Annotated in this window: 16 protein-coding genes and 2 pseudogenes; 5 read left to right on the forward strand and 13 right to left on the reverse strand. The window is 74.7% G+C overall.

Annotated elements, in window-relative coordinates:
• Window positions 1-62: 62 nt before the first annotated feature.
• The 8 genes and pseudogenes from GA0074704_RS00005 to GA0074704_RS00025 form a co-directional block, all read right to left on the reverse strand.
• Window positions 63-1,022 carry a porphobilinogen synthase gene (locus GA0074704_RS00005; protein ID WP_269458909.1) on the reverse strand — a complete coding sequence of 320 codons (960 nt, stop codon included), beginning with the start codon at window positions 1,020-1,022 and terminating at the stop codon, window positions 63-65.
• A gap of 32 nt (window positions 1,023-1,054) precedes the next feature.
• Window positions 1,055-1,492 carry a uroporphyrinogen-III synthase gene (locus GA0074704_RS29805; protein WP_408632002.1) on the reverse strand — a complete coding sequence of 146 codons (438 nt, stop codon included), beginning with the start codon at window positions 1,490-1,492 and terminating at the stop codon, window positions 1,055-1,057.
• Window positions 1,402-1,842, reverse strand: a complete 441-nt coding sequence (locus GA0074704_RS29810) for a uroporphyrinogen-III synthase (RefSeq protein WP_408632003.1) — start codon at window positions 1,840-1,842, stop codon at window positions 1,402-1,404. The genes GA0074704_RS29805 and GA0074704_RS29810 overlap by 91 nt, the downstream gene beginning before the upstream one ends.
• A 68-nt stretch (window positions 1,843-1,910) precedes the next feature.
• Complete coding sequence (locus GA0074704_RS29815; protein ID WP_408632004.1) at window positions 1,911-2,045, reverse strand: hypothetical protein; 135 nt, start codon at window positions 2,043-2,045, stop codon at window positions 1,911-1,913.
• A 229-nt stretch (window positions 2,046-2,274) separates the two neighbouring features.
• Window positions 2,275-2,545: pseudogene (locus tag GA0074704_RS29820) on the reverse strand (SAM-dependent methyltransferase); the annotation flags it as partial.
• Window positions 2,546-2,606: 61 nt separating this feature from the next.
• A pseudogene (hemC, locus tag GA0074704_RS00015) lies at window positions 2,607-3,553 on the reverse strand (hydroxymethylbilane synthase).
• A gap of 40 nt (window positions 3,554-3,593) precedes the next feature.
• Window positions 3,594-5,018 carry a glutamyl-tRNA reductase gene (locus tag GA0074704_RS00020; protein ID WP_088968581.1) on the reverse strand — a complete coding sequence of 475 codons (1,425 nt, stop codon included), beginning with the start codon at window positions 5,016-5,018 and terminating at the stop codon, window positions 3,594-3,596.
• Window positions 5,015-5,785, reverse strand: coding sequence for a redox-sensing transcriptional repressor Rex (locus GA0074704_RS00025; RefSeq protein ID WP_088968582.1), 771 nt, complete (start codon window positions 5,783-5,785; stop codon window positions 5,015-5,017). The genes GA0074704_RS00020 and GA0074704_RS00025 overlap by 4 nt, the downstream gene beginning before the upstream one ends.
• A gap of 401 nt (window positions 5,786-6,186) precedes the next feature.
• Here GA0074704_RS00025 and GA0074704_RS00030 point away from each other — a divergent pair, with 401 nt between their 5' ends.
• Together GA0074704_RS00030 and GA0074704_RS00035 are read left to right on the forward strand one after the other, a co-directional pair.
• Entirely contained in the window at window positions 6,187-7,479 is a 1,293-nt protein-coding gene (locus tag GA0074704_RS00030; RefSeq protein ID WP_088968583.1) for a sensor histidine kinase, read from the forward strand.
• A gap of 94 nt (window positions 7,480-7,573) precedes the next feature.
• Window positions 7,574-8,233: a LuxR C-terminal-related transcriptional regulator gene (locus tag GA0074704_RS00035; RefSeq protein WP_088968584.1), complete on the forward strand. Its 660-nt coding sequence runs from the start codon at window positions 7,574-7,576 to the stop codon at window positions 8,231-8,233.
• 30 nt (window positions 8,234-8,263) lie between these two features.
• On the opposite strand, the gene GA0074704_RS00040 is transcribed toward GA0074704_RS00035, so the two are convergent.
• Genes GA0074704_RS00040 through GA0074704_RS00050 form a run of 3 tightly spaced genes read right to left on the reverse strand, consistent with a single transcriptional unit; the run spans window position 8,264 to window position 10,805 of the window.
• The gene (locus tag GA0074704_RS00040; RefSeq protein WP_088968585.1) at window positions 8,264-8,914 is read right to left on the reverse strand and encodes an HAD family hydrolase; all 651 of its coding nucleotides are present in this window, start codon (window positions 8,912-8,914) and stop codon (window positions 8,264-8,266) included.
• Window positions 8,915-8,935: 21 nt separating this feature from the next.
• On the reverse strand, window positions 8,936-9,190 hold the full coding sequence (locus GA0074704_RS00045) for a glutaredoxin family protein (protein ID WP_088968586.1): 255 nt from the start codon (window positions 9,188-9,190) through the stop codon (window positions 8,936-8,938).
• Window positions 9,180-10,805: an AMP-binding protein gene (locus GA0074704_RS00050; RefSeq protein ID WP_088968587.1), complete on the reverse strand. Its 1,626-nt coding sequence runs from the start codon at window positions 10,803-10,805 to the stop codon at window positions 9,180-9,182. Before GA0074704_RS00050 ends, GA0074704_RS00045 begins: the two co-directional genes overlap by 11 nt.
• A 435-nt stretch (window positions 10,806-11,240) precedes the next feature.
• Here GA0074704_RS00050 and GA0074704_RS00055 point away from each other — a divergent pair, with 435 nt between their 5' ends.
• The 3 genes from GA0074704_RS00055 to GA0074704_RS00065 all read left to right on the forward strand — a co-directional run bounded on the left by GA0074704_RS00055 (window position 11,241) and on the right by GA0074704_RS00065 (window position 14,610).
• A complete protein-coding gene (locus GA0074704_RS00055) occupies window positions 11,241-12,182 on the forward strand; it encodes an ECF subfamily RNA polymerase sigma factor, BldN family (protein ID WP_088968588.1) in 942 nt (313 codons plus the stop codon).
• Window positions 12,183-12,718: 536 nt separating this feature from the next.
• Window positions 12,719-13,603 (forward strand): DUF5667 domain-containing protein, encoded by an 885-nt coding sequence (locus GA0074704_RS00060; protein WP_088973342.1) that lies wholly within the window; start codon window positions 12,719-12,721, stop codon window positions 13,601-13,603.
• Window positions 13,604-13,734: 131 nt separating this feature from the next.
• Window positions 13,735-14,610 carry an HAD family hydrolase gene (locus tag GA0074704_RS00065; RefSeq protein ID WP_088968589.1) on the forward strand — a complete coding sequence of 292 codons (876 nt, stop codon included), beginning with the start codon at window positions 13,735-13,737 and terminating at the stop codon, window positions 14,608-14,610.
• A gap of 13 nt (window positions 14,611-14,623) precedes the next feature.
• On the opposite strand, the gene GA0074704_RS00070 is transcribed toward GA0074704_RS00065, so the two are convergent.
• Together GA0074704_RS00070 and GA0074704_RS00075 are read right to left on the reverse strand one after the other, a co-directional pair.
• A complete protein-coding gene (locus tag GA0074704_RS00070) occupies window positions 14,624-15,520 on the reverse strand; it encodes a lysophospholipid acyltransferase family protein (protein ID WP_088973343.1) in 897 nt (298 codons plus the stop codon).
• A 284-nt stretch (window positions 15,521-15,804) separates the two neighbouring features.
• Complete coding sequence (locus GA0074704_RS00075) at window positions 15,805-16,878, reverse strand: NAD-dependent epimerase/dehydratase family protein (protein ID WP_088968590.1); 1,074 nt, start codon at window positions 16,876-16,878, stop codon at window positions 15,805-15,807.
• Between the last annotated feature and the right edge of the window lie 67 nt (window positions 16,879-16,945).

The following is a 16,945-nucleotide window of genomic DNA, read 5'->3' on the forward strand; positions in this document are numbered from 1 at the left end:
GGGCACGCCACGGAGCGCGGCAGCGTGATCTCGCCGGCCACCCGCAGGGCGGCCGGCGTGCGTCAGTAACGCTGGCGGAGGAGCTGGGCGGCCTCGACGGCCCAGTAGGTGAGGATGATCTGCGCGCCGGCCCGCCGGATCGACGTGAGCGTCTCCAGGATCACCCGCTCCCGGTCGATCCAGCCGTTCGCGGCGGCCGCCTCGACCATCGCGTACTCGCCGGAGACCTGGTAGGCGGCGACCGGGACGTCGACCGCGGCCCGGACCGCCGACACCACGTCGAGGTAGGGCAGGGCCGGCTTGACCATCACCATGTCGGCGCCCTCGGCCACGTCCAGCTCGACCTCGCGCAGCGACTCCCGCAGGTTCGCCGGGTCTGCTGGTAGCTGCGCCGGTCGCCCTCCAGGCACGACTCCACCGCGTCCGGAACGGCCGAAGAACGCGGAGGCGTACTTCACGGCGTACGCCAGCACGGCGACGTCCTGGTGGCCCGCGGCGTCCAGGCCGGCGGACCACGCCCACCTGACGTCCATCATCCGGACGGCCCGACCACGTGGACCCGGCGTTGGCCTGGGCCACGCCATCTCGGCGTACGCGGTCAGCGTGGCGTCGTTGTCACCTCGCCGCCGGGGTGAGCACCCGCAGTGCCCGTGCGAGGTGAACTCGTCCAGGCAGAGGTCGCTCATCACGACGGTGGCGTCACCCACCTCGGCGACGACGTCGCGGATGCGACGTTGAGGATGCCCGCGGGTCGATCCCGCCGAGCGGTCTCGTCCCGGACTCCGGCACGCCGAAGAGCATGATCCCGCGACCCGGCCTGGACCGCCTCCGCGGCGGCCTTGCGCAGGGAGTCCGGGAGTGCTGGAGCACCCCGGGAGCGACGCGATCTGCCGTGGCTCGGTCAGCCCTCTTGACGAACATCGGCACGACCAGCTCGGCCGGGTCGACGCGGGTCTCGGCGACCAGCCGCCGCACGCCGCGTTGCGACGCAGCCGGCGGGGCCGGATCTCGGGGTACGGCATGACAGGCTCCGGCAACGATCAGCGAACCACGATCAGCGGAAGCGGAGGGCGGTCGGCCCTGCACCTTCGAACCACGGCGCTGCTTGGCGGCATGGCGGCAGCTTCTCGCGCAGCTGACGGCGTAGGCGGCGAGCGCCTCCACCAGGTCGGGCACGAGGCGTGCTGAGGCTGGACGTCGACCCGCAGGCCGAACTCCGTCGCGGTCTCCGCCGTCTTGGCCCGATGACTGCAACAACGGTGCGGGCGTGCGGCTTCCCGGCGATGCCGACCAGGTTCCGGACCGTGGAGGACGAGGTGAAGAGCACGGCGTCGAACCCGCCCGACTTGATCGCGTCGCGGATCTCGGCGGCGCGGGGCGCCCGGACGGTCCGGTACGCGGTCACGTCGTCGACCTCCCAGCCGCGCTCGGTGAGCCCGGCGGCCAGGGTCTCGGTGGCGATGTCGGCGCGCGGCAGCAGCACCCGGCCCACCGGGTCGAGGATCTCGTCGTGCGGCGAGAACTCGGCCAGCAGGCCCTCGGAGACTGCTCGCCCGCCGGCACCAGCTCCGGCTGGATGCCGAAGGCGCGCACCGCGTCGGCGGTGGCCTCGCCGATGCAGGCGATCTTGACGCCGCCGAAGTGCCGGGCGTCGAGGCCGTGCTCGGCGAACTTCTCCCAGACCGCGCGGACCGCGTTCACCGAGGTGAAGATCACCAGGCGTACCGGCCGTCGACCAGGCCCTTGACCGCCCGCTCCATCTGGCGGGGTACGCGGCGGCTCCACCGCGATGGTCGGCACCTCGCACGGGATCGCCCCGTACGCGCGCAGCCGCGCGCTCATCGCCCGGCCTGCTCCTTGGTGCGGGCACCAGCACCTTCCAGCCGTACAGCGGGCGGTTCTCCACCAGCTCAGCTTGTCCCGCTCGCCGACGCCCGCGCCGACGGTGAGCACCACCGGCCGGTGAAGCCGAGCGCCGCCGCGACGAAGGAGTCCACGGTCGACGTGGTGGTGTACTGCGTCTCGCCGGTGCCGTCGCCGGTCACCCCGACGCCCGTGCCGCCGTCGACCCCGGCGGCCAGCAGGCCGTCCGGACCGCGGCCAGGTCACCGGCGTCGATGGCCAGCGCCAGCGAGCCCCGGCCGACCGCGGCGGCGAGCGCGTCGAAGTCGAGCGTGCTGACGTCCTCGACGTCGGCGGCGGTGCGTACGCCGGCAGCGGGACACCCGCGTAGGTGGCCACCCTCGGCCTGCCCGACACCGGCACCACCTCGAAGTGCGCGGCGGTACGCGCGACCGCCTGCACCTCCTTGACCACCGAGTCGTGGCCGAACGGGTCACCGGCGACCAGGTGCACCGCGTTCAGGCCGGACCGGGCGGCGGAGATGAGCACCTTCGCCACGTCACCGGGCGCCCTCGGCCGGCGTGAACTGGGCGTCCTCGCGGGCCTCGGCGCGTACGGCGTCGAGCAGCGTCTCCGGTACCCCCCGGTCGTAGACCACCTGGTCGGCGTCGACCAGGGCGTCGTGCGCCCGGCGGGTCAGCAGGCCCGGGTCGCCGGGGCCGGCCCGACGAACGCGATGCGGCCTACGGGCTTACGGGTGCGGGTCATTCTGTGCTCCCAAATTGCTGGGTCCCCGGGCCGGCGTGTCCTTCTTGGCCGAGGATCGAGTCGGCGCCGAGTTCGAGGAGTTCGGCGGCGAGTGCCTTGCCGATCTCCGCCGCGTCGGCGGGCGTACCGGTGCGGGACAGCCGGAGGTCTCGGGTGCCGTCCGGGCTGATCACCGCCCGCGCAGGTAGATCTCTTCGACAACGTCGCCTTCGGCGGCCGAGCTGGCTGGCTCGCCTTCGGCGATGATGGCGTAGGCGGCGACGGGCGCGGAGCACCCGGCCTCCAGGGTGGCCAGCAGCGCCCGTTCCGCGACGACCGCGGCCCGGGACGGTGCATGGTCGAGCACCGCGAGCAGTTCGACCAGGTCGTGGTCGTCGCTGCGACATTCCACCGCCAGCGCGCCCTGGGCGGGCGCGGGCAGCATGAGCATCGGGTCGAGCGTCTCGGTGATCACGTCGGCCGACCGATCCGGACCAGACCGGCCCGGGCCAGGACGACCGCGTCCAGGTCGGCGTCCGGGCCGACGACCCGCCGAGGCGGGTGTCGATGTTGCCCCGGATCGGCGTCACCTCCAGTTGGAGGCCGAGGGCGTGCAGCTGGGCGATGCGGCGCAGCGCGCCGGTGCCGATCCGCGAGCCGGGGGCAGCTCGGCCAGCGTTCGGCCGTCGCGGGCGATCAGCGCGTCCCGCGGGTCCTGCCGGGGCGGCACCGCGGCGATGTGCAGGCCGGGCGCGTCCGCCGTGGGCAGGTCCTTGTAGGAGTGCACCGCGAGGTCGATGGTGCCGGCGGTCAGCGCGTCACGCAGGGCCGACACGAAGACGCCGACGCCGAGCCGGTGCACCGGGGCCGAGGAACGGTCCCCGGCGGTCACCACCTCGACCAGCTCGACGGGACGCCCGGTGGCGGCGGTCAGCGCGTCGGCGACCTGACCGGACTGGGCCATCGCCAGGGTGCTGCCCCGGGTGCCCAGGCGCAGGGGGTGCTCATCGCTCACCTCCGGTGGACGGGACGACGGTGCCGCTGACCGGCGTGGCGGCCGGGACCTCGGCCACCGGAAAGGACGGCCGGCCGGTGGCCTCGGACCCGGCGACACCCTCGGCCTCGACGACGTCGGGGACGGTGTCGACCGGGGAGGTCTGCGGAACCTGAAGGTCGAACAGCTCGCGCAGCAGCGCGGCGTACTGGTCGCCGCCGGGCTCGGCGGCGAGCTGGCGGACCCGCACGGTGGGCTGGTGCAGCAGCCGCTGCACCACCCGGTGGACCGTGCGGGCGACGTCGGCGCGCTGCTCGTCGGTGAAGTCGGGGCGGCGCTGGGCGAGCCGGCGCAGCTCGGCGGTGACCACGTCGTCGGCGCGTCCGCGCAGGGCGGCCACGGTGGGGGCCACGTCGGCGCCGCGCAGCCAGGACAGGAACGCCTCGACCTCGGCCGTGACGATCCGGGTGACCTCGGCGGCGTCGGCGGCGGCCGGCCCGCCGGCGAGGACGGTGGCCATCCGGTCGATGTCGATCACCTCGACGCCGGGCAGTTCGGCCACACCCTCCTCGACGTCGCGCGGCACGGCCAGGTCGAGCAGGACCAGCGGGCCCCGGTCGGCGGCGCGCCGGGCCAGCGCCCGGGTCACCACGTCGAGGCTGAGGACCGGTTCGGTGGCCGCGGTGGCGGCCACTACGATGTCCACTGTGGCGAGTGCGTCGACGAGTTCGGCCATCGGCACGGCGTTCGCACCGTACGACTCGGCGAGGCGTACCGCCCGATCGGCGCCACGGTTGGTGACGGTGAGCGGCCCGGCGCCGAGCCGGGAGAGCGTCGCCACACCGAGGGAGCCCATCGCGCCGGCACCGACGACCATGGCCGGGCGGCCGGCGAGGTCGCCGTCGAGGTGCCCCGCGGCCAGGTCGAGCGCGGCGCTGACCACGCTCTGGCCGGCGCGGTCGATGTTGGTCTCGGCGTGTGCCCGCTTGCCGACCCGCAGGGCCTGCTGCATCAGCTCGTGGACCAGCCGGCCGGCCGAGTCGGCCCCGGCGGCCCAGTGGTACGCGTCGCGCAGCTGGCCGAGGATCTGCGCCTCGCCGACCACCATCGAGTCCAGGCCGGCGGCGACCCGGAAGACGTGGTCGACCGCGGCGGCGTCGTAGTGCACGTAGAGGTGGTTGGCCAGGGCGGCGGGCGGGGCGCCGGCCTGCTCGGCGAGGACGGCGCAGATGTCGCCGAGGCCGCCGTGGAAGCCGGAGACGGCGGCGTAGACCTCCACCCGGTTGCAGGTGGAGACGAGCACGGCCTCGGCGACGTACGGCTGGGCGACCAGGCGGTCCAGGGTGCGGGTGAGTTCGGCGGGGGCCACCGCCAGCCGCTCCAGGGTGGCGACCGGGGCGGTGCGGTAGGACGCGCCGACGACGAGCAGTTTCACGTGCCGATCGCCTCCTGGGTGTCGGTGGCCGCGAGCCGACCGGGCAGGGCGGTCAGGCCGGACCCGCCGGCGGCGGGCAGCGCGGTCAGCGACGCCTTGCGGTGCTCGTGGAAGGACAGGATCTGCAACTCGATGGCGAGGTCGACCTTGCGCACGTCGACCCCTTCCGGAACCGAGAGTACGCACGGCGCGAAGTTGAGGATGCTCGTCACACCGACGGCGACGAGCTGGTCGGCGACGCCCTGGGCGGCGGCGGCCGGGGTGGCGATCACGCCGATCGCGATCGACTCCTCGGCGGCGACCCGGGGCAGTTCGTCGACATGGCGTACGACCAGCCCGTTGATGATCTCGCCGATCCGGGATCGGTCGGCGTCGAGCAGCGCGGCGATCCGGAAGCCACGGCTGGCGAAGCCGTCGTAGCCGGCCAGGGCGTGACCGAGATTACCCACGCCGACGAGGGCCACGGCGCGGCGCTGGGTCAGGCCGAGGACGTACTCGATCTGCTCGATCAGCAGCGTGACGTCGTAGCCGACGCCCCGGGTGCCGTACGAGCCGAGCTGGGAGAGGTCCTTGCGGAGCTTGGCGGAGTTCACCCCGGCGGCACCGGCCAGCCCTTCGCTGGAGACCGTCTCGTGCCCGGCCTCGGCGAGGTTGTGCAGGGCTCGGAGGTATTCCGGGAGCCGCGCGACGGTCGCCTCCGGCAGGTCCGGAAGCGCCGGTACGGCACCGGCGCGGCCGGGCGCGCCAGGGTGACGGTGCTGACTCATGAGACTCCGTGCGGTGCGATCCTCGGCCAGCTCCGGTGCCCGGCCGTTTCGGGACCCCCGCTCGCGACCGAGGTTGTCGGTCGTGCTAGCGGGGCGCGTCGGAACTACAGAGTAGGCGCTTGTGAAGACGTGCACAAATCGCGATCTTGCTGATCCGCGACGCCCCTCCACCAGCTCCTCCATTCCACAAGATCGATCCGGCGGCCTCCGCCGGCGCCGCTCGGCGATTATTGCTCAATTACGACTTCTCTGACCAATCGCGCGCGCGCCGTCGCGCAGAGTGACCGGAGCCCGGAAGCCGACCGACCACCGACGCCGACGAGGCAGGTAGGGACAACCCCACCCCCGATACACCGGCCCACAGGATGGGCCGAAACGGACAACCCTCCTAGCCTGAGCACATGACCGCCGTACCCCTGTCCGCTCCGACGCCGCTGCGCGGCACCGCCCGCCAACTCCTCCGGGACTCCGGGTACGTGCTGCTCGGCCTGCCGCTCGCGATCGCTGGCTTCGCCGCCGCCGTGGTGGGAATCTCACTCAGCGCCGGCCTTCTGGTCACCACGCTAGGCCTGCCCGTCCTCGCCGGCACCCTCTACGTTGCGCGTGCGCTGGCCGACGTCGAACGCTTCCGGCTCCCCGCCGTGCTGCGCCAGCCCCGGGTACGCCCCGACTACCTGGCCCCACCGGCCGGGGGCGGCTACTGGCGCCGCGTCTTCATCCCGATGCGCGACGCGCAGTCCTGGCTCGATCTCGCCCACGGGCTGTTCAAGCTGCCCGTGGCGCTGCTCACCCTCGTACCCCTGGTGGTCTGGTGGGCGCTCGCGCTCACCGGCACGCTCTACTGGGCGTACGACTGGGCCATCCCCCGGGGCCCCGACGACCAGGACCTCAGTCAGCTGCTCGGGATGGGCGACGGCGCCACCGCGCGTATCGCGCTGAACACCGCGATCGGGCTGTTCGCCCTGCTCACCCTGCCGCTGATGGCCCGCGGCTGCGCGCTGCTCCAGGCATCCTTCGCCCGGGCCCTGCTCACCGGCGTGGCCGAGGTACGCAACCGGATCAGCACCCTGGAGGAGCAGAAGCGGGCCGCCGCCTCCGCCGAGGCGACCGCCCTGCGCCGGCTGGAACGCGACATCCACGACGGCCCGCAGCAGCGGCTGGTCCGCCTCGCCATGGACCTGAGCCGGGCCCGGCACCAGCTCGCCGCCGACCCGGAGGCGGCCGGCCGCACCCTCGACGAGGCCGTCACCCAGGCCCGGGAGACCCTCGACGAGCTGCGCGCCCTGTCCCGGGGCATCGCCCCGCCGATCCTCGTCGACCGCGGCCTGCCCAGCGCACTGGCCGCCCTGGCCGGCCGCTCCCTGGCCCCGGTGGAGCTGGCCGTCGACCCGGAACTCTGCACGCCCACCGGGCGGCTCGACCCGGCGGTGGAGAACACCGCCTACTTCGTGGTCGCCGAGGCGCTCACCAACGTCGCCAAGCACAGCGGGGCGACCACCAGCCGGGTCACCGTCACCCGTCGGTTGGGCCGGCTGGAGGTCGAGGTCACCGACGACGGGATGGGCGGCGCGCACCTGGCCAAGGGGCACGGCCTGGCCGGGCTCGCCGACCGGGTCCGGGCGGTCGGGGGCACGCTCGACCTGACCAGCCCGGCCGGAGGCCCGACCGCGCTGCACGTCGAACTGCCCCGGTGAGCGGGCTCCGGCCGGCCGGCCCCCGGGCGCGGCGGCGCCGGCCCGACCCGGGCTGCGGCGGGCCCGGCGGCGCGAGGTGGTAGACACCGTGGGCATGCGGGTGGTGATCGCGGACGACGCCGTACTGCTCCGGGAGGGGCTGGTCCGGCTGCTGACCGAGTTCGGGCACCAGGTGGTGGCCGCGGTCGGCGACGGTGACGCCCTGGTGGCGGCGGTGGTGGAACACCGGCCGGACGTGTCGCTGGTGGACGTCCGGATGCCCCCCACGCACACCGACGAGGGGCTGCGGGCGGCGGTCACGGCCCGCCGGCTGGTCCCGCGTACGCCGGTCCTGGTGCTCTCCCAGTACGTCGAGGTGTCGTACGCCGACGACCTGCTGGCCACCACCGGCGGCGCCGGCGGCGGCGGGATCGGCTACCTGCTCAAGGACCGGGTGGCCGCGATAGACGAGTTCCTGGACGCGCTGGCCCGGGTGGCCGCCGGCGGCACCGTGCTGGACCCGGAGGTGGTCGCCCAGCTGCTGGTCCGCCGCCGCCGCGACGACCCGCTGGCCGCGCTGACCCCCCGCGAGCGCGAGGTGCTGGCCCTGATGGCCGAGGGCCGCTCGAACACCAGCATCGCGCGGACCCTGGTCGTCAGCGACGGTGCGGTGGAGAAGCACGTCCGCAACATCTTCACCAAGCTCGGCCTCTCCCCCGACCCCACCACCCACCACCGCCGCGTCCAGGCCGTCCTCACCTACCTCCACCCCTGACCCACCCGGCACCGCGGGCTGCCGAGGGGGTCAGGGGAGGGTTCGGGCGAGGGTCACCGCCTGGGTGAGGGTGTCGGCGACGGGGTGGGGGGTGGTGCGGAGGGTTTCCGGGTGGGTCAGGCCGCCGGTGTAGAGAACGCAGCGGGCGCCGACCGAGAGCGCCGCGTCGGCGTCGTCGACCGAGTCCCCGATCAGCACCACCTCGCTGCCGGACAGGCCCAGCTCGGCGAGGTGCTTCGCCAGCCACTCCGCCTTCGGGCCACCGCCGACCGCCGAGCGCAGCCCGTCGACCCGGGCGAAGTGCGGAGTCAGCCCGTACGTGTGCACGGTCGGCACCAGCTCGTCGTGGAACCACATGGACAGCAGCGACTGGCTGCCCGGCCAGGCAGCGATCGCCGCCGTCGCGTCGTCGGCCAGCGCGCAACTGGTCAGCCCCGCCCGGTACGCGTCGTGGAAGATCCGGTCCAGCGTGCCGAACGCCTCGGCGTCGACCGCCCGACCGAGCATCTCGGCGTAGTAGTCGGCGATCGGCCGGCGGAACCGGATCCGGTGCTCGTCGGCGGTCACGGCCGGGCCGCCGGCGCTGGCGAACGCCGTGTTGGTCGCCCGGACCACCAGGTCCAGGTCGTTGAGCAGGGTGCCGTTCCAGTCCCACACCAGGTGGTGGCGCGCAGGGGTCATCCGTGCACGGTAACCGGCCGGTCAGAGCTGCGGGGTGGTGAGGTCACGCAGCAGCCGGTCCTCCTCCACCCGCCAGTAGCCGTGCTCCTTGCCGTCGAGCAGCACCACGGGCAGCCGGTCGCCGTACTCGCGTTCCAGCTCGACGTCGTCGGTGACGTCCTTCTCCACCCACCGGTCACCGGTGACCGCCACCACCCGGTCCATCGCCGCGCGGGCGTCCTCGCAGAGGTGGCAGCCGGGCCGGGTGATCAGGGCGAGCCGGGCGTCAGTGGACATCGGGTACCTCCGTGGAGCGGTCGGCCTCAGCCGGCGGGCGGGCGCCGGCCGGGGCCGGACGCAGCTGGGTCTTGCGTACCTTGCCGATCGCGGAGTACGGCAGCGTGTCGACGAACTCGACGCCGGTCGGGCACTTGAAGCGGGCCAGGTTGCGGGCGCAGTGGGCGAGCAGCTCCGCCTCGGTCACCGGCCGGTCCGCCGCCGCCACCACGTACGCCCGCACAGTCTCGCCGGTCCGCGGGTGCGGCACGCCCAGGACGGCCGACTCGGCCACCGCCGGATGCGCCTGGAGCACCAGCTCCACCTCGTGCGGATAGACGTTGAAGCCGTTGACCAGGATCAGCTCGCCGAGCCGGTCGACCAGGAACAGGTCGCCGTCGGAGTCGGCGTAGGCCACGTCCCGGGTGGCCCACCAGCCGTCGGCGTCCGGGCCACCCCGACCGTCCGGCCAGTAGCCGGAGAAGAGGTTCGCCCCGCGTACCACGATCTCGCCCGGGTCGGTGCCCGGCGAGTCGTCGGTCAGGTCCAGCTCGTCGGCGTCCTCGTCCGGCTCCGGCACGCCGTCCCGCCACAGGTCCGCCCCGTCCGGGCCGACCAGGCGCAGCTCCACCCCCGGCAGCGGCCGGCCGATCGAACCGGGCTTCGGCTCGCCGTCGACCAGGGTGGAGGTGAGCACCGGCGCGGTCTCGGTGAGGCCGTACCCGACGTGCACCGGATGGCCGGTGGCCTCGGTGAACCGGGCCGCGACCGCCGGGTCCAGCGGCGCCGCGCCGCAGACCGCGACCCGCACCGACCGCATCGCCGCGTCGAGCGCGCCGGCGTCCGCGGTGGACCAGGCCAGGAACATCGGCGGTACGCCGACCAGCACGCTGACCGGGTGCCGGGCGAGCAGGTCCAGCGCCCCGGCCGCACCCGGCTCGTCGACGAGCACCCCGGTCGCCCCGTGGTGCAGCACCGCCCCGAGCCCCGAGTTCAACCCGTACGCGTGGAACAGCGGCAGGGCAAGCAGCACGGTGTCGTCCGGCCCGACCACCGGCGGGTCGATCCGGGCGATCTGCCCGTGGTTGGCGGTCAGCGCCCGGTGCGACAGCATCGCGCCCTTGGGATGACCCTCGGTGCCGGAGGTGTAGAGCAGCACCGCCAGGTCTTCGCCGCCCCGGACGGGGAGGCGCAGCGGACCGGCGGGCGCGGCGGTCGGCGGCGCGGTGTGCACGGCGGTCAGCGCCGGCAGTCCGGCGGCGATCCCGGCGACCCGGTCCCGCACCGCCGGCGTGCAGATCAGGGTGGCCGCGCCGGAGTCGGCCAGTACGTGCCGCAGCTCGGGGGCGGTGAGCCCCGGGTTGACCGGCACCGCCACCAGCCCGGCCCGCAGCGCGCCGAGGTGGCCGAGGACGAAGTCGATCGAGTTGGGCAGCGCGATGGCGACCCGGTCCGGCGTGTCGGTGGGGCCGGTGGGGGCCAGCGCGGCGGCCACGGCGTCCACCGCCGCGTCCAGTTCGGACCAGGTGAGGGTGCGCTCACGTCCGATCAGGGCGGGATGGTCGCCGCGCTCGGCGGCCACCCGGCGGAGCCGGTCGGCGAGGTTCGGCGCGGAGCCGTCTGCTGCGTCCTGCACGGTGGCTGAGTCTGGCACAGCGGACGGCGGCCGGGCCACGCCCCGCGTACGACGATCCCCCGCCCAACCCGTCCCACCAGGAGTTTCCTTCACGAACCGGTCCGGTTCGGAAAGTCAACCGCACACGACGGACAACCGGTCCGCCATGTGTGCGTCGCCGGGGGAAATACTTCCGCTCTGTGTAACGGACTTGCCACGCGTGGGTGACGTTGGCCCTATCATCACTCGGGTCGGCTCACCCCATTTGCCGTGAGTCGACACCCCTCAGCCCGAGGAGGCCCCCGTGCCCGTGAGCGCATTGGACCAGCACCTCAAGGGGATCTGCCGCCCGCCGGCACGTCCCGGACCGGCGCTGCCCCACGGCAGCCCCGCTCCCGCCCCGGCGGTGCCGTGGCGCGCGGTGCGACCGACAGCCCACCGCAGCGGGGAGGCACGGTGACCACCTTCGGTTACGCCGACAAGCCGGCTGGCCTGACCGGCCCGGCACCCCGGACGCCGGTGAACGAGCGGTTGACCTCCACCGAGGACAGGTGGGGCCTGGCCGTGCAGGGCGACGGCGCGGCCCGCCGGCCCCGCAGCCGGCCGCACCCGAACGAGGCGCCGACCCGCCCGGCGGTGCCCGGGGGCAACGCCCGGCCGGCCGGCGGGGTGGCCGTACCGGCCCGGCCGACGATGCCGTCGCAGGGGCGGCGGTCCGCCGAGGCCCCGGCGCCCGACCCGGCGGCCGCCGAGACGGCGGTGATCCCGGCGGTACGCCCGGAGGCGCCGGCCACCACGGCCACCGGTTACCCGAGCCGCCCCGACCCGTCCGACCCGGCGACCGAGGTGTGGACGCTCGTCGAGCGGGCCCAGGCCGGCGAGGCCGAGGCGTTCGGCCTGATCTACGACCGGTACGTCGACACCGTCTTCCGCTTCGTCTACTTCCGGGTCGGCAACCGGCAGCTCGCCGAGGACCTCACCTCCGACACCTTCCTGCGGGCGCTCAAGCGGATCGGCAGCTTCACCTGGCAGGGCCGCGACCTCGGCGCCTGGCTGGTGACGATCGCCCGGAACCTGGTCGCCGACCACTTCAAGTCCGGCCGCTACCGGCTGGAGGTGACCACCGGCGACGTGCTCGACGCCGACCGGGAGGACCGGGGGCCGGAGGGCAGCCCGGAGGCGGCGGTGGTCGAGCACATCACCAACGTCGCCCTGCTCACCGCGGTCACCCAGCTGAACCCGGAGCAGCAGGAGTGCATCGTGCTGCGGTTCCTCCAGGGCTTCTCGGTGGCCGAGACGGCCCGCGCGATGGGCAAGAACGAGGGCGCCATCAAGGCTCTGCAGTACCGGGCGGTGCGTGCGCTGGCCCGGCTGCTCCCGGACGGCTTCCAGCCCTGACCAGGTCCCGCCGCCCGACCCGCCCCGACTCCGGGCTCCGCGGGTCGGGCCCCCGCCGACCCGCCACCCGCCGCCCGCGTACCGGCCGGCCCGGGCCGCGCGGCCCCGGCCACCGCCGCCCCGGCCCCCGGCCGCCGTCCCGGCCGGCCCCGGGCGCCGGCCGCACGCCGCCCCGGCGGTGACCACCGTCCGGCCGCACCCGCCCGACCGGCATCCGGGGTACGACCGGCAGCCCGCACGTGCCGGCCGGTCAGGCCCGCCGGGGACCGGGCCGTCCGGACCAGCGTCGGGCATCCGACCGGCCGCCGTGGCCGCCGGTGACGGCGATCACTCTTCGTGATTTCGGCCCTGAACGCCCCGTAACTTGTGCCCGGCGCGGTCCGTTTCTCCGGGTGCGACCGGTGGTTGCCCGGCGTCCCCCGGCCCACCCGGTCCGGAAACGCGGTCGAGGCGGCCCAGGCCGTCGGCGTCCCGCCTCGCCGGTCGCTGGTGATCGACACGGCTCCTGCCGTGCCCAGCGAGAGGAGGTGCCTGCGGTGGACAGCGACCTCTTCTCCCGTCGGCGCGCCGAGCGCTTCGCGCAGCTTCTCGACGAAGCCGACGGAGGCCGGCGACACCACGTCCGGTCCCGGGCGGACGACCGGCTCGCCGCGCTCGTCGCGGTCGGCCAGCAGCTCCGGACGAGTCGCCCGGCCGCGCCGGTCGACCCGGAGTTCCGGACCGGCCTGCGCGCGATGCTCGTGGCGACCGCCGAGCGGGAGGGCATCGGCACCGCGCCGACCGAACGCCCGGCGACGACGACCGGCCGCACCCCGGCCGCCACCGCGGGGCGTACCTTCCTCCCGGCGGTGACCGCGCGGCGGGCAAGGGCCCGGGGCGCCATCCTGGTCGGCGTCGCGGCCGGCGCGATCGCCGTCTCCGGCATCTCCGCCGCCAGCGAGAACGCGGTGCCCGGTGACGCCCTGTACGGGATGAAGCGCTCCACCGAACGCGCCCAGCTCGCCCTGGCCAGCTCCGACATCAGCCGCGGGCAGCTCTTCCTGGACTTCGCCCGGACCCGCCTCGACGAGGCCGGCACCCTTGGTGGCGACCGGGCCGGGTTCACCGCCGTCCTGGACGACATGGACGCCGACACCCGCCAGGGCGTACGCCTGCTCACCACGACCGCCGCGCGGCGGGCCGAGCCGGCCGGCCTGGACGCCGTCAACGCCTTCCTCACCGGGCAGCGACGGGAGGTCGCCGCCCTGCTCGGCACGGTGACCCGGGCCGAACGGGACCGGACCCGCCGCTCGCTGGCGCTGTTGGACGCGATCCGTAAGCGGTCCGACGGCCTGCGCGCGGCGATCGCCTGCGACCTCGCCACACCCTCCACGACCGACGCCCTCGGCCCGGTGCCGGGCAGCTGCCCCGGGGACCGCTGAGGCCGGTGACGGCCGGCGCGACAGAGTAGCCAGGCACGCCACACTTGCCCGTTGGACCCGTCCGACGCCCCCTTCGTCCGGCTACGCTCGGCGGGAGGAAGGCGTCACGGTCGACGAGCGGAGGAGGTCGCGTGGCCCGCACCAGGAAGGTCACGGTCGCCACCGACCGTCAGGGCCACACCACCGGCTGGGCGGAGACCGAGCAGGCGCCACCGGCGCCGGTCGTGACCGACCCGACGGCGGCGGCCTTCTTCGACGTCGACAACACGATGATGCAGGGCGCCTCCATCTACTGGTTCGCCCGCGGGCTGGCCGCCCGCAAGTACTTCACCACCGGTGACCTGGCCCGGTTCGCCTGGCAGCAGGCGCGGTTCCGGCTGCTGGCCACCGAGCACGCCGGCGACATGTCGCAGGCCAGGGAGGCCGCGCTGGCCTTCGTCGAGGGCTGGCGGGTGGACGAGGTGGAGCGGCTCGCCGAGGAGATCTTCGACGAGCTGATGGCACCACGGATCTGGGCCGGCACCCGCCGGCTGGCGCAGCGCCACCTGGACGCCGGTGAACGGGTCTGGCTGGTCAGCGCCGCGCCGGTGGAGATCGGCCGGGTGATCGCCGACCGGCTCGGGCTGACCGGTGCGATCGGCACGGTGGCCGAGGTGGTCGACGGGGCGTACACCGGCCGGCTGGTCGGCGAGCTGATGCACGGGCCGGCCAAGGCGGACGCGGTCACCCAGCTGGCGGCGGTCGAGGGCCTGGACCTGAGCCGGTGCGTGGCCTACAGCGACTCGGCCAACGACCTGCCGATGCTCTCCACGGTCGGTCGGGCGGTGGCGATCAATCCGGACGGCGCGCTGCTGCGCCAGGCCCGGGAACGGGGCTGGGAGGTCCGCGACTTCCGGACCGGAAGGCGGGCGTTCAAGATCGCCGTACCGTCGACCGCCGCGGCCGGGCTGCTGGCCGGAGCGGTCACCGCCGGCCTGGCGATGCAGCGCCGCCGCCGCACCACCTGACCGCCCGGGCGGGTCAGGGGCCGAACGGGTCGGGGCGGCGTTCGAGCAGCTCGTGCAGGGTGTGCTGGATGGTCTCCCGGACCTGGTCGGCCAGGTTGAACACGACCAGCGGGTCGTCGGCCGAGTCGGTGAGGTGGGCCGTCGGGATCGGCGGGCAGAACTGGATCAGCCACTTGCTCGGCAGCGGCACCATGCCCAGCGGCCCGAGCCAGGGGAAGGTCGGCGTGACCGGGAAATACGGGAGCTTGAGCAGCCGGGCGAGCGGCTTGATGTCGGCGAGCATCGGATAGATCTCCTCGCCGCCGACGATGGCGACCGGGACGATCGGGGTGCCGGTACGCAGCGCCGCCGAGACGAAGCCGCCCCGGCCGAACCGCTGGAGTTTGTACCGGTCCGAGTAGAGCTTGCCGACGCCCTTGAAGCCCTCGGGGAAGACGCCGACCAGCTCACCGGAGCTGAGCAGGCGTTCGGCGTCCGGGTTGCAGGCCACCGTCCCGCCGGTCTTGCGGGCGATCTCGGAGACCACCGGCATCCGGAAGACCAGGTCCGCGCCGAGCAGCCGCAGGTAGCGGCGGGCCGGGTGCTGGTCGTGCAGGGCGGTGGAGAGGACTAGCGCGTCCAGCGCCACCGTGCCGGAGTGGTTGCCCACCACCAGGCCGGCGCCGTCGGCGGGCACGTGTTCCAGCCCGGCCACCTCGGTGCGGAACCAGTCCCGGTAGAGCAGCCGCAGCAGCGGGTGGAAGACCGCCCCGGTCAGCTCCGGGTCGAAGCCGAACTCGTCGACCTCGTAGTCGCCGGAGAGCCGCCGCCGCAGGAACGCCAGTCCGGAGGCGACCCGCCGGTCCCAGACGTCACCGGGCCGGTCGGCCACCGCCGGCCCGCCCGGGGCCCCGGCCCGACCGCCGTTCACCGCCGGGCCGCCGTTCGCCGCCGGCTCGTCGGCCGGCACCGGCACGTCGGTCGCCTCGCGCTCCGGCCCGTCGGCCAGCACCGGCGCGTCGGCGACGCCCTCGGCCGGCAACACCGGCTCGTCGGTGGCCGAGGTGTCCGGCTCGTCGGCCGGCACCGGATCCGGGGCGACGGCCGGTTGGGCGGACCGTCGGTGCCCGTTTCGCCGGGCCGGCTCCGCGCCCGGCCCGGCCACGTCCAGGGGTACGTCGTACCGGCCGGCGTCCCGCCGCTCGTTCGAGTCGCTCACTGCCGTTCCTCCACGGCCGAGCGCACCTGTCGGATGCCCTCCAGCACCAACTGCTCGGCGGCGGCCAGCTGGCCCCGGGTCACCAGCGATCCACCGTGGTGGGCGCGGATGAAGTCGTCGAACGCGGCGGCGGTCGAGCGGGGCGTGAAGCCGTACTCGCGCTCCAGCCGGCCGGTGTCGACGACCCGGCCGTGCACGAAGAGGTCGACCTGGTCCAGGCCGTAGCGGCCGAAGCCCAGGTTGCGGGCCAGCGCGGCGGCCCCGGAGAGCCCCGGTTCGAGCACCGGCACGGCGACCCGGCCGGCCCGGCGGATCGCCTGGGACAGCGAGAGCACCCCGGGACCGGCCACGTTGTACGTCCCCGGGTGGTCCTCGACGATCGACCGGTGCAGCACCTCCAGGGCGTCGTCGAAGTGCACGAACTGCAACCGGGGGTCGCGGCCGAAGACGGTGGGCACCAGTGGCTGGGAGAAGTAGCGGGTCAGGGTGGTGTCGGCGGTGGAGCCGATGAACGGGGCGAACCGCAGCACGGTGGCGGTGACGTCGGGTCGGCGGCGGCGGAAGCCGCGGACGTACCCCTCGATGTCGAGGATGTCGCGGCCGAAACCGCCGCGCGGCACCTCGCGCGGCTCGGTCTCCTCGGTGAACACGGCCGGGTCGCGGAACGACGCGCCGTACGCCGCGGTGGAGGAGCGGACGACGAGCTTGCGCAGCCGGGGCGCCCGCTGGCAGGCGGCGAGGAGCTGCATGGTGCCGATGACGTTCTGGTCCTTCATCGCCGACCGGCCGCCGTGCTGCGGGTCGGGGGCGCTGACCAGCGCCAGGTGCACCACGGCGTCGACCTCGAGGTCGGCGAGGAGGCCGCCGAGCGAGTCCAGGTCGAGGCGGACGCGTTCCACCCGGTCGAGCAGGTCGGTGACCTCGGGCCCCGGGGTGGTCGGGTCGACGCCGATCACCCGCTCGATCCGGGGATCCGTGGCGAGCCGGGCCGCCACGTGGGCGCCCAGGTAGCGGCCGACGCCGGTGACGACGACGACCCCCGGAGCACCGGGGGTGCCACCGGGGGTCATGTCGCGCTCCCACCTCGGCAGGCGGGATCGAGCCGGATCGAACACGGCCTGATCACCTGAGCCTCCG

This window comes from Micromonospora siamensis (genome assembly GCF_900090305.1).
Lineage (GTDB): Bacteria > Actinomycetota > Actinomycetes > Mycobacteriales > Micromonosporaceae > Micromonospora > Micromonospora siamensis.

Excerpts from the sequence above, each read along its gene's own strand:
- GA0074704_RS29810 (WP_408632003.1), bottom strand. The coding sequence starts at position 1,842 with ATGAGCGCGCGGCTGCGCGCGTACGGGGCGATCCCGTGCGAGGTGCCG.
- GA0074704_RS00040 (WP_088968585.1), bottom strand. The coding sequence starts at position 8,914 with ATGACCCCTGCGCGCCACCACCTGGTGTGGGACTGGAACGGCACCCTG.
- GA0074704_RS00030 (WP_088968583.1), top strand. The coding sequence starts at position 6,187 with ATGACCGCCGTACCCCTGTCCGCTCCGACGCCGCTGCGCGGCACCGCC.
- GA0074704_RS00035 (WP_088968584.1), top strand. The coding sequence starts at position 7,574 with ATGCGGGTGGTGATCGCGGACGACGCCGTACTGCTCCGGGAGGGGCTG.
- GA0074704_RS00025 (WP_088968582.1), bottom strand. The coding sequence starts at position 5,785 with ATGAGTCAGCACCGTCACCCTGGCGCGCCCGGCCGCGCCGGTGCCGTA.
- GA0074704_RS00045 (WP_088968586.1), bottom strand. The coding sequence starts at position 9,190 with ATGTCCACTGACGCCCGGCTCGCCCTGATCACCCGGCCCGGCTGCCAC.
- GA0074704_RS00005 (WP_269458909.1), bottom strand. The coding sequence starts at position 1,022 with ATGCCGTACCCCGAGATCCGGCCCCGCCGGCTGCGTCGCAACGCGGCG.
- GA0074704_RS00075 (WP_088968590.1), bottom strand. The coding sequence starts at position 16,878 with ATGACCCCCGGTGGCACCCCCGGTGCTCCGGGGGTCGTCGTCGTCACC.